The 12,448-nt window shown below is 70.4% G+C and carries 5 protein-coding genes; all 5 read left to right on the forward strand.

The annotated features are described in order from the left end of the window. The first annotated feature begins 60 nt into the window (after positions 1-60). The 5 genes from pglY to CP980_RS08190 all read left to right on the forward strand — a co-directional run bounded on the left by pglY (position 61) and on the right by CP980_RS08190 (position 12,183). Complete coding sequence (pglY, locus tag CP980_RS08170; protein WP_150527865.1) at positions 61-3,966, forward strand: BREX-2 system ATPase PglY; 3,906 nt, start codon at positions 61-63, stop codon at positions 3,964-3,966. Next, a complete protein-coding gene (pglZ, locus tag CP980_RS08175) occupies positions 3,963-6,863 on the forward strand; it encodes a BREX-2 system phosphatase PglZ (RefSeq protein WP_150527866.1) in 2,901 nt (966 codons plus the stop codon). Before pglY ends, pglZ begins: the two co-directional genes overlap by 4 nt. Positions 6,864-6,900: 37 nt before the next feature. Continuing rightward, a complete protein-coding gene (locus tag CP980_RS08180) occupies positions 6,901-8,646 on the forward strand; it encodes an AIPR family protein (protein WP_150527867.1) in 1,746 nt (581 codons plus the stop codon). 49 nt (positions 8,647-8,695) lie between these two features. Further along, complete coding sequence (gene brxD, locus CP980_RS08185) at positions 8,696-10,024, forward strand: BREX system ATP-binding protein BrxD (protein ID WP_150527868.1); 1,329 nt, start codon at positions 8,696-8,698, stop codon at positions 10,022-10,024. 71 nt (positions 10,025-10,095) lie between these two features. After that, complete coding sequence (locus CP980_RS08190) at positions 10,096-12,183, forward strand: DEAD/DEAH box helicase (RefSeq protein WP_244328231.1); 2,088 nt, start codon at positions 10,096-10,098, stop codon at positions 12,181-12,183. The last annotated feature ends 265 nt before the right edge of the window (positions 12,184-12,448 follow it).

The following is a 12,448-nucleotide window of genomic DNA, read 5'->3' on the forward strand; positions in this document are numbered from 1 at the left end:
CCACCCCATACGATCGGGTGAGCAGCGCGACGACCGATTTCCCGGAGAGTGAGCCCGTACATGGCCCAGCAGCCGCCCCTCCTCCGCGATGTGATCGACATCAAGGAGTCCATCTCGACCTCGGACTTCGTCCTGCGGCTCTCGGAGGCCACGTCCCCCGAGGGCGCCGAGCGGGCGCTGAAGGACTACGTGGTCACCGAACGGCTGCTGGAGAACTTCGACGAGGCACTCGGGCTGATCAAGGCCGCCCTGGACGGGCACACCTCCAAGGCGGCCTATCTGCACGGCTCCTTCGGTTCCGGTAAGTCGCACTTCATGGCCGTGCTGCACGCGCTGCTCAGCGGCAGCCCGGCCGCCCGCGCCAAGGGCGACTTCGACCCCGTACTTACCAAGCACGAGTGGCTCGGGGCGGACGGCAAGCGCTTCCTGCTCGTGCCGTACCACATGCTCGGGGCGAAGGCCCTGGAGCAGCGCGTTCTCGGCGGGTACGTCACCCATGTGAAGCGACTGCACCCGCAGGCCGAGACCCCGCAGGTGTACCGGACGGACGCGCTGTTCGACGACATCCGCGCCATGCGCAGCCGGATGGGCGACAGCGCCGTCATCGCCGGGCTGGCAGCCGAGGGCGCCTCCGGCTCGGACGAGGACGACGAGTGGGGCGAGTCCTTCGCCTGGACGCCCGCGCTGCTGGACACGGCGCTGGCCGCCGAGGAGGTCCATGAGGCCGCCCGCGGGCTCAACCTGGTCAGCCCCGCGACCCCGGCCGAGCTGCGGGCGCGTCTCGTCCAGGACGCGAGCACCAACCTCCTGCCCGGTTTCGCGAAGAACGCCGCCGAGGACGAGCACGGGTTCATCTCGCTGGATGCCGGTCTCTCCGTCATCGCCGAGCATGCCAAGGGCCTCGGCTACGACGGTCTGATCCTGTTCCTGGACGAGCTGATCCTCTGGCTGGCGACGCTCATCCACGACCAGAAGTTCGTCGCCAAGGAAGCCAGCAAGATCACCAACTTCGTTGAGGGTGGGGACGCCCGTCGCGCGATCCCGGTGGTCTCCTTCATCGCCCGCCAGCGCGACCTGCGCGAGCTGGTCGGCGAGGAGGTGTCGGGCGCGGCGGAGTCCTCCATCCAGGACACCCTGAACCTGGCCTCCGGCCGGTTCGACAAGATCACGCTGGAGGACCGCAACCTCCCCCAGGTCGCCCACGCACGCCTGCTGCGGCCGAAGGACGACGAGGCCGCCGCGCTGATCCGGGCCGAGTTCGAGAAGACCCGCAAGGTCCGCCAGGAAGTGTGGGACACCCTGCTCGGCTCGGACCGCGGCGCCGACGGCGTCGGGGCCGACGAGGACAGCTTCCGGCTGACGTACCCCTTCTCACCGGCGTTCATGGACACGCTCGTGCACGTCTCCTCCGCGCTCCAGCGCAACCGGACCGGCATGAAGCTGATGGGCCAGCTGCTCGCCGACCACCGGGACGAGCTGCGGCTCGGCGACCTGATCCCGGTCGGTGACCTCTACCCGCTGATCACGGCGGGCGGCGACAAGCCGTTCACCGACAGCCTCAAGGTGGTCTTCGAAGCCGCGGACAAGCTCTACCGGACCAAACTGCGCCCCTACCTCCTGGGCACGCACAACGTGACCGAGGAGGAGGTGGAGCAGTACACCCACCGGCCCGAGAGCCTCACCGACCAGGGCCTGCGCGCCCGGGTCAAGCTGTTCGTCGGCGACAACCGGATCGTCGGAACCCTGCTGCTGTCCGCGCTCGCGCCGAGCGTTCCGGCCCTGGCGGACCTCACCATCCGGCGGCTGTCCGCCCTCAACTACGGCTCGGTGGTCGCCCCCATCCCGGGCCGGGAGTACGGCATCCTGCAGAACAAGGTCTCGGAATGGGCGGCCCGGTTCCCGGAGATCGTGGAGACCGGCAGTGAGGCCAACCGGGGCGTCCGGCTGGAGCTTTCCGGCGTCGACGTCGACTCGGTCATCGCCAACGCCAACGTCAACGACAACCCCGGCAACCGCACCGCCCTGGCGCGGCGGATCCTCTCCCAGGAGCTGGGCATCGTCAGCCAGGGCCAGTTCGTCGACGAGATGTCCTTCGTGTGGCGCGGAACGGACCGCTCCGCCGAGGTCGTCTTCGGCAACGTGGCCGACGAGGACGAGCTGCCCGACCACGACCTGATGCCCCGCCAGGACGGCCTCTGGCGGATCGTGATCGACCTCCCCTTCGACGAGACCGAATACGGGCCGGTCGAGGACCGGGACCGGATGCGCAGGCTGCGTGACAAGCAGGGTGAGCCCTCGCGCACGGTGGCCTGGCTGCCGACGCACCTCTCGCACCAGCGGTACGCCGACTTCCGGCGGCTCGTCGTCATCGACAAGGCCCTCGCCGACGACCAGAGGTTCGACAGCCAGTACGCCGGGCACCTGAACGCCGACAACCGTGCCCGCGCCAAGGGCCTGCTGGAGACCCAGCGGGAATCCCTGCTGACGAAGATCAAGGCCGCCTTCAAGCAGGCGTACGGCCTGGCCGACAAGAAGGCCGGCGATGTCGAGCTCGGCTTCGACGACCACCTGGCCTCGCTCCGCGAGGTCGAAGGGCTGACCCTCTCCTTCGGCCAGTCGCTGCGCGACGGCATCCGGCACATCGCCGGCCGCCTGCTCGCCACCCAGTTCCCCGACCACCCCGACCTCGACCCCGAGAACACCGGGACCGCGGTCAAGCCGGCCGACGCCCGCAAGGTGTTCACCCATGTCCGTGCCGCGGCCGAGGCCCGGGACGGACGCACCGAAGTCCCGGCGGCGGACCGCGCGCTGATGCGGCGGCTCGTCGGCCCGCTCCGGCTCGGGCAGCAGAAGGAGGCGTACTTCGAGCTGTCCCAGTTCTGGGCGGACCACTTCCGCCGCCTGGCCCGCGAGCAGGGTGTGACCGGCGACCTCAGCCTGATCACCCTCACGGACTGGACGGACAAGCCCGCGCCGCGCGGCCTGCCCGACTTCCTGGCCCGGCTGGTGGTCGCCGCGTTCGCCGAGATGGACGACCGGGTCTGGGTCCGCGAAGGCACTCCCCTCGACCCCGCTCCGGAACTCGCCCAGATCAAGGAACGCGACGCCCTGCGCAGTCAGCCGCTCCCCTCGGAGGAGGACTGGGAGGCGGCCCGCCAGCGCTTCGCGACGGTCTTCGGGCAGAAGGCTCCGACGCTGCGGCGCGGGCGGATGGTCAACCAGTTGGCCCGCGAGATCACCTCCCAGGTGCGTGCCTTCCAGGGGCCGCAGGACGAGCTGGTGGAGCAGCTGCAGAAGCACGCCGGCTTCCTCCGGCTCGACGAGACCGCCGAGACCGGACGCCTCGCCGTCGCGCGCCGGGCCGTCGACCTGCTCAAGGCCCTCGACCGGACCTCCGGTCCCGGCGCCACCGGGGCGAAGCGGACCGTCGAGGCCCTGGCCGGCTTCGACTTCGGGCCGGTCAGCGGGGAGCGGCTCGGGAATTCGCTGAAGCAGGCGAGCGCCGTGTCGCGGGCCCTGGTGTCGGCCTCGTGGACCACCCTCGACCTCGCCTCCGGCCAGGGACCCGAGGGGGAGGAACTGCTCGACTCCCTGCGCAACGTCGCGGCCGAACCCCAGATCCCGGACGACCTGGTCACCGCGCTGGCACGCACCACGGACAAGGTCCTCGCGCTGATCAAGCGGAACCAGGCGGCCGCCACCCCGGCCCCCGCACCCCAGCCGGCGGTCCGGGATCCTCGTGCCGATTACGTATCCCTGGACACTCGCAGCAGCCACCCGCCCGTCCCGGTGGACGCACCCTCGACGGGTACGGGGAGCAGCATCGTCGGGCGGCCGGGCACCTCGGGTGCCCGCCGTACCACGGCGGCCCGAGCAGTGGCGGAACTGCAGTCCGAACTGGCCGAGCTGGCCGCTCGCGAGCCGGGCGCCACCATCGAGATCACGTGGCGGGTCGTCGAAGGATGAGCACGGCAACCACCGGTTCCGTCGCCGTCCGGCTGAACCTGGCGACGATCACGCAGTACCTCTCCTCCCAGAGCTCGCTCGCCGGCTCCCTCAAGGGTGACGGCAGGCGACGGGCGGTGCTGCTGCGCTCCGCACCGCACTGGGACGGGCCGGCCGAACCGGCCTGGGGGGACGGCCGGACGGCACGGATCGTGGCCGCACCCTCCCCGCTCGCCGTCCACGAGCTGGTCCTCGGCCAGCTCAGCGGGCAGGCGGCCGGTCCGGCTGTCCTCGTCGTGCTGACCGACCGCGAGCAGCACGAGCTCGACCCGGCGATCCTGGCGCGCACGCACAAGAGGCGCGTGGACACGGTGGATAGCTGGGACGTGGTCCGCGACGCCTTCGGCGCGCAGGACGTGGACGGCCGGCTGCGGGCGGACAACTGGGCCTCCGAGGCCCTGCTGGACGCCACACCGCCCGGTGGCTGGCCCGCCCTCGCCGGCGGGATGCTGTCGCGGCGTTCCGCGCTGTCGTCGCTGGCGCTGCGGCGCCTCCGGCTCGGCCGGTACGGTCCGGACGCACCGGCCGGAGCGAACGGTCCTGCCGCGAGCGACGAGCTGGACATGCACACGCTGCTGGGCTGGTCGCTGCTGCCGAGTGGGCCGGAGCGACTGCTGGAGCTGCGCGGTCCCGAGCGGTCAGGGCTGGTGGAGTTCCTCGCCGAGGAGGACCAGGCCGGGCTCCCCGGCCGGGCCCTGCTCGCACTGGTCCTGGCCGACCACGGTACCGACGCGGTGGCCTTCGGTCTGGTGTGCGCGGCCCTGTGGGTCCATGCGGTCCCGGACGCGGGCATCTACCAGGCGCGCGGCCGCGCGGAGCGCTGGTTCGGGGAGCAGCCCCCGGCCTCCGGGGAGCAGTTCGACGTCCTGGCCGCTGCCTTCGGGCGGGCTGCCGAGGAGTACGTCTCCGGGCTCGCCGCGACGGCGCGCTCCCGCGTGGGCGCGGCCCAGGCGGAGGAGGCTCGGGAAGCGCGGCGGACCCTCGACACCGTCCTGGACAGGGCCTCCGCGCTGGTCCGCCAGTTCGGAGCGGAAGCCGCCGCAGGCAAGAGCCCGGTCCTTCAGGCCGGACTCGACGAGGCCTTCACAGCCGTCGGCCGGGCCTTGGCGCGGGGCGACGCACAGGCCGTCGCGGGGACGATCGCATCACTGGACGGCCATGTGCGGGCCGAGGAACCTCACACCCTCGCCAGGATCGAGCGGACGCGCATGGCCCTCCGGCTCGCCCAGTGGCTGGCCTGCGAGCCCGCTCTCGGTTCGGACACGGTGGCGGACGCCATAGAGCGGCACCTCACCGAGACCGGCTGGGTGGACCGGGCGGTCGAGCACGTCGAGGCGGGCGGCGACCCCGACCCGGAGCTGAGGGCGGCGTACGACCGGCTCGCGGAGCGTGTCCGCGCCGCGCGGAAGGAGATCGATCGCGACTTCGCCGGTCTGCTGGCCGCCTGGACCGCTGCGGGCACCCCGCCGAACTCCATGCTGACCCTGGAGACCTTCCTCGACCGCGTGGTGAAGCCGGTCGTCCGGGGTGGCACCGGTCGACGCGTCCTGCTGCTGGTGCTGGACGGGATGAGCGCCCCCATCGCCACCGAACTCGGCGAGGAACTGCGTTCCTCCTGGGCCGAGTTCGACCCGCTCGACGAAGGGTATCCGCGTCGGCGCGCCGTCGCCGCGGTCCTGCCCACGGTGACCGCGGTGTGCCGGACCTCCCTCTTCGCGGGGCGGCTGCTCCAGGGCACGCAGAAGGACGAAAAGCAGCTGTTCCCCGAGCTGTTCAAGCGGTGGGGCGGGGCATCGGCCGCGGTCTTCCACAAGGACGACCTCCGTGCGGACAGCGCCGGTCATACCTTCGGGCCCGAGCTGACCGAAGCCCTGACGGACGGCCGGACACACGTGGCGGTGGTCCTGAACGCGATCGACGACCGCCTGGGCAAGGAACAGAAGCTCGGCGACGGATCCTGGCAGGCCGCGCACATCCCTGGGCTCCCCGAATTGCTCCGGGTGGCCGCGACCGAAGGCATGGCGGTCATCCTGACCAGTGACCACGGGCATGTGGTCGACCGGCACGGGGCGAAGGCCGAGGCCGCGTCGCCACTGTCTGCCCGCCATCGGACACCGGGCGGGGAAATCGCACCGGCCGAGGTGATGCTCTCGGGCCCGCGCGTGGTCGCACCCGAGTCCGGTGGCTCCGTCGTCGCGCTCTGGGACGCCGACTCCCGGTACACGGCGCGCAAGGCCGGCTACCACGGCGGCGCCTCCCTGGCCGAGTTCGCCGTCCCCGTGCTCGCCTTCCTATCCTTCGGCGCCGAGCCGCCCGCCGGGTGGCGGGAGCTCGGCAACCGCAGTCCGGCATGGTGGGAGACCGGCGGCTCGGCTCCCCGACCGGCCGCGCCCGCCGCCGAAGCGGTGCCCACCCCTGCGCGCCCCGTCCGGCAGCGTCCGACGAAGGCGCAGGCCGAACTGGCCCGGAGCCACGACTCGTTGTTCGACGTGGCGATCGTCCCGGCGGGCGAGGACTCCCAGACGCTCGTCGAGCAGGTCCTGGTGTCCCCGGACGACGCACTCGTGGAGTCGCTCTTCGCTGCCGAAGCGTTCAAGAGCCAGCTGGAGCTCCTCGCCCGCAAGCCCCCGAAGGACAAACTCGACCGCGCAGTCCGCGCCCTGCTCGACGCCGGCACCCTCCCGGTGACCGCTCTGGCGCAGCGGGTCGACTATCCGGCGACCCGGGCTGACGGCTTCGCCGCCATCCTTCGCCAGCTCCTCAATTTCGACGGGGTGCAGGTGCTGGAAACGCTCCCGGACGGCCGCACAGTTCGGCTGGATTCCGCCTTGTTGAAGCTGCAGTTCGATCTAGGCTGACAGACCGTTTGCCGTCGAACCCACCGAGCAAGGACATATGAGCGCCAACGACCGTGTGCTGATCAACCAGATGATCGAAGAGAAGCGGAACTCGCGTTCCGTGGCGCTGTCCTTCGACGCGGCCTTCGAAAGGTTCGCCTGCGAGCATGCGCTGCACGGCTTCGGCCTCTCCGAAGAGGAGGTCGAGGCCGGGGTCATCGGCGGCTCGGACGACGGCGGCATCGACGGCGCCTACGTGTTCCTTGGCGGGCGGCTGCTGCACGAGGACAGCGACGTCCTGCAGCAGCCCTCCGCCGCCGCGCAGGTCGACACCGGAACCCAGTTGACTTTGTGGCTCGTTCAGGCCAAGACCTCCTCCACCTTCTCGGAGACGGCCTTGGACAAGGTCGAGGCCACCTGCAAGAACCTGCTCGACCTCCAGGCGGACGACGCCGACTTCGCGGTCCTCTACTCCGCCGACCTGATCGCCAGATTCCGTCTCTTCAAGGACGCGTTGAGTCGGCTCATCACCCGCCACCCGACGGTCCTGATCAAGTTCTCCTACGTCACGCGCGGTGAAGCGGGCGAGGTACATCCCAAGGTGCAGGCGAAGGCAAAGATCCTGGAGGACCGCTTCGACAAGGCCTTCGCGATCTCCCAGGGCGAGGTGGAGTTCCTGGGCCCCGCGGAACTCTGGAACCGCGCCAGCACCCGGCCCTCGTACACCCTGGAACTCCCTTACAAGGAGAGCATCACGCACGGCACCAGTCACATCGCCCTGGTGGCGCTCCGGGACTACATCGACTTCCTCAGCGACGACAACGGCCTGATCAAGTCGCACATCTTCGACTGGAACGTGCGGGACTACCAGGGCGATGTCGAGGTGAACCGGGAAATCACCCAGTCCTTGCGGGACCCCGCGGCACCGGAGTTCTGGTGGCTGAACAACGGCATCACCATCGTCTGCTCCCAGGCCACGTCGGTGGGCAAACGGCTCAGCCTCTCCGACGTCCAGATCGTCAACGGCCTGCAGACCTCCTACACCCTCCACCAGACGCTGTCCGCGCGGCACGCTGCTGACCCGGCCGAACCCGTCTTCAACCGGCTGGTGCAGGTCCGCATCCTCGTCACCGCGGACCAGGCCGCCCGCGACGCCGTCATCCGTGCCACCAACCGCCAGACCACCGTCCCCGTCGCCTCCCTGCGGGCCACGGACGACATCCAGCGGCAGATCGAGACGTACTTCCACGAGCACGGCTGGTTCTACGACCGGCGCAAGAACTTCTACCGCAACCAGGGCAAGCCGGCCGACCGGATCATCAGCATCCCCCTGCTCGCCCAGTCCGTCATGGCCATGGCCCTCGGCCGGCCCGACTACGCCCGTGCCCGGCCATCGAGCCTGCTCAAGTCGGACTCGGACTACCAGCGGGTCTTCTCCGAGAAGACCGGGCTCCCCGTCTACCTGTGGCTGGCCAGGTCACAGCGCCAGGTGGACGACTTCCTCCAGTCGCGGCCCCAGCCCATCTCCCGCTCCGAGTACACCAACCTCCATTTCCACCTGGCCATGCTCGGGGCCGTCGACCTGGTGGGACGTGTCTTCACCCGGCCGGACGCCCTCAGCAATGCGGCACGGGAAGAGGTGTTTCCCACGCCGGTCCGCCTGGAGTCCCTCTGGACCGCACTGCGCGAGCAGTTCGACGGATTCCAGGACGAGCACGGCTGGGGAGCCGACAAGACCGCAAAGAGCGCGGAGTTCGTCAACGCACTCACACGGAACCTCGGCTACGGAAGCTTCCGCGCCTGAGCAGCGGTCGCCCGCAGGGACGATCCGGCACGGGTGGGAGAATGCGGGGGTGACCGACCCGCGTTCTTCCGCCGTCTCCGCCGCCCGTCGCCGTACCGCCATCGACGCCCTGCGCCGCGGGGCCGTACCCGAAACCGGGCTGGACCTGCTGGCCACCGGCCTGGACCGGTTCGAGTCCGCACTCGACACCGAACTGGACGCGGTCGCCTCGGGTGCCTCCGTGTTCAAGGCCGTCCGCGGGGAGTACGGCTCCGGGAAGACGTTCTTCACCCGGTGGCTCGGCGAGCGCGCCAAGCAGCGCGGGTTCGCCGTGGCCGAGATACAGATCTCGGAGACGGAGACCCCGTTGCACCGCCTGGAGACGGTCTACCGGCGTCTGACCGAGCGGCTGACCACGGCCAGCTTCCCGCCCAGCGCCCTGCGCCCGGTGGTCGACGCCTGGTTCTACGCCCTGGAAGAGGACGCCCTCGCCGACGGGGCGAGCGAGGACGAACTGGCCGGTGCGGTCGAGAAGCTGCTGACGGCCCGCCTCACCGAAGTGTCCCGGCACGCCCCGTCCTTCGCCACCGCACTGCGCGGCTACCGGGCGGCCCTCGCCCGGGGAGACGAGGCGACGGCCTCCACGGTCCTGGCCTGGCTCGGCGGCCAACCGCATGTGGCCGCCGCAGCGCGGCGTTCGGCCGGCGTCCGCGGCGACCTGGACCATTTCGGCGCTCTCGGCTTCCTCCAAGGGCTGCTGACCGTGCTGCGCGACTCCGGACACCGCGGGCTGTTCCTCGTGCTCGACGAGGTGGAGACCCTCCAGCGGGTCCGGTCGGACGCCCGCGACAAAGCCCTCAACGCACTGCGCCAGCTCATCGACGAGGTGCATTCCGGGCGCTTCCCCGGCCTGTACCTGATCATCACGGGCACGCCGGCCTTCTACGACGGGCAGCAGGGAGCCCAACGGCTGGCCCCGCTCGCCCAGCGGCTCGCCACCGACTTCACCACGGACCCTCGCTTCGACAATCCGCGCGCGGTGCAGCTCCGGCTGCCGGGTTTCACCCAGGACTCCCTGGTCGCGCTGGGGATCACCATCCGGGATCTGTACGCGGCGGGCGCATCCGCTCCGGACCGGGTGAGGGCGCTGGCCGACGACGCGTACGTCGCCGATCTGGCCGGCGCGGTGGGGGGAGCCCTCGGCGGCAAGGTCGGCGTCGCACCCCGCGTCTACTTGAAGAAGCTGGTCGGTGACGTACTGGACCGCATCGACCAGTTCGCCGACTTCGACCCGCGGCAGCACTACCGTCTGACCGTCTCCAGCGGTGAGCTGACCGAGGTGGAACGGAACCTGGCCGCCGCGGTCTCCGCCGATGAGATCGACCTGGACATCTCGTGACAGAACCCGTCGACAGGTCAGCCCATCCTCGCGATCCTGTCGACCGCTTGGACCCTGTCATCCTCCATCATGTGGTCAACACGCTGGGCTGGCCCGACCTGCGGCCCCTGCAGCGAGCGGCCATCGATCCCGTGATGGACGGGCACGACGCGGTGCTGCTGGCCCCCACCGCGGGCGGCAAGACCGAGGCGGCCTGCCTGCCGATTCTGTCCGCCATGTCGGAGCAGGGCTGGTCAGGCACGTCGGTGCTCTACCTCTGCCCGCTCAAAGCGCTCCTGAACAACCTGGTGACCCGTATCGACGGCTACGCGCAGTGGCTGGGGCGGAGCGCCGCGCTCTGGCACGGGGACACCAAGGAGTCGCAGAGGAACCGCATCCGCACCGGCCGACCGGACATCCTCCTGACCACGCCCGAATCGATGGAGGCCATGCTCATCGGCGTGAAGACCGACCATGCCCACCTGCTCGGCGGGGTACGGGCGGTCGTCGTGGACGAGGTGCACGCTTTCGCCGGGGACGACCGGGGCTGGCACCTGCTGGCCGTGTTGGAGCGCCTGGAGCGGGTGGTGGGCCGCTCGATCCAGCGCATCGGGCTGTCGGCGACCGTCGGCAACCCCGAGCAGCTGATGACCTGGCTTCAGGGTTCGGGTGCAGGGCAGCGGCCGGGCCGCGTGGTCTCCCCGGGCAGGACCCCGGCTCCGGACAGCGGGGCTGCCGCCGCACCCCCCGGTGACGTCGAGCTGGACTACGTCGGCTCCCTCGACAACGCTGCCAAGATCATCGCTTCGCTCCACCGGGGCGAAAAGCGGCTGGTGTTCTGCGATTCGAGACGCCAGGTGGAGGAACTGGGCGCCGCACTCCGCGCACGCGAGGTCTCCGTGTTCCTGTCCCACGCCTCTCTCTCGGCCGAAGAACGGGCCCGTTCAGAACAGGCGTTCGCGGAGGGCCGTGACTGCGTGATCGTGGCCACCTCCACCCTCGAACTGGGCATCGACGTGGGTGATCTGGACCGGGTCATCCAGATCGACTCCCCGACCACCGTCGCCTCGTTCCTGCAGCGCATCGGACGCACCGGGCGTCGGGCCGGATCGAGCCGCAACTGCCTCTTCCTCACCACCCGCAGGGACTCCCTGCTTCAGGCTGCCGGCCTGCTGTTGCTGTGGAGCCGGGGCTGGGTGGAACCCGTGGTCCCACCGCCTGAGCCCCGGCACCTGGTCGCTCAGCAACTGCTTGCCATCACTCTCCAGAAGCACAAGTTGGGGGACCGGCTGTGGGCGGACGAATGGAATGGGCTGCCGCACTTCGACGCTTCCGCGGCTCCGATCCTGCGCCATCTGGTGGGCGAGGGATTCCTCGACTCCGACGGGGGACTGCTGTTCATCGGCCCGGAAGCAGAACGCCGCTTCGGACGACGCCATTTCATCGAGCTGACCGCGTCATTCACGGCACCCCCGCAGTTCACCGTGCTTTCCGGGCGCACTGAAATCGGCCAGGCGGATCCTGCCGTACTCACCGAGGAGCGGCCGGGACCTCGCCGACTGCTCCTGGCGGGGCGCAGCTGGCAGGTGACGTACATTGACTGGGGACGCAAGCGGGTGTTCGTCGAACCCGTGGAGGGCGGTGGCATCGCCAAGTGGTCGAGCGGCACGCCCACCGGTCTCTCGTACGCGCTCACCCGTGCCATGCGGGACGTGTTGCTCGGCGCTGCCCCACCCGTCTCCCTGACCCGTAGGGCAGCATCGGGGCTTCAGGAATGGCGGGAGGAGGAAGCGCCCCACACCGTCCATCCTTGTGGGACTCTCATCACACGACGGGGGACGGACGTCCGCTGGTGGACCTGGGCTGGCTACCGGACCAACGCCACCCTCGGCGCGACCCTGTCCACGGCTGCCGACCCACTCCAGCGGCCGACCGACTGCTACCTGCGGCTAAGGGAGGACCTCACCCCGGACACGTGGGAGGCCGCGAGGAACAGCGCGTGCTCCTCTGCGGCTCTCGTTCTGCCCGACGTCGACCAGCGGGCCGTGCACGGCTTGAAGTTCGCTGCGGCGCTGCCCAATAGGCTAGCGACGGCGACACTGGCTTCGAGGCTCGCCGATTTTGAGGGAGCACGGGAGACGCTGGCCGAGTCCGTCCGGTTCTCGTCAGATCAGCGGTGACGGCCCGCAGACTCTGCCAGCCCACTGGCTCGGCAAGTGCGGGACTCAGCCACCTACATGGGGAAAGCTCACGCAGCGAGCTTACGACAGCCCTCACTGCCCGATCCTGGCAGTCTCCAGCGCGGCTTGACAACGACCTCGAGGCAGCGTGTGGCGAAGCCTCGGGCCATGGCACTGTCCGACACGTTGCAAGCGGCCCTCGAGCCCGTAGGGCCTCTTGCCCGGTCGGGCTGGCCCTCAGGCATCAAGGTGAAGGCACGCTACG

The sequence above is a fragment of the Streptomyces vinaceus genome, from assembly GCF_008704935.1.
GTDB classification, from domain to species: Bacteria; Actinomycetota; Actinomycetes; order Streptomycetales; family Streptomycetaceae; genus Streptomyces; species Streptomyces vinaceus.

Excerpts from the sequence above, each read along its gene's own strand:
- pglY (WP_150527865.1), top strand. The coding sequence starts at position 61 with ATGGCCCAGCAGCCGCCCCTCCTCCGCGATGTGATCGACATCAAGGAG.
- pglZ (WP_150527866.1), top strand. The coding sequence starts at position 3,963 with ATGAGCACGGCAACCACCGGTTCCGTCGCCGTCCGGCTGAACCTGGCG.
- CP980_RS08180 (WP_150527867.1), top strand. The coding sequence starts at position 6,901 with ATGAGCGCCAACGACCGTGTGCTGATCAACCAGATGATCGAAGAGAAG.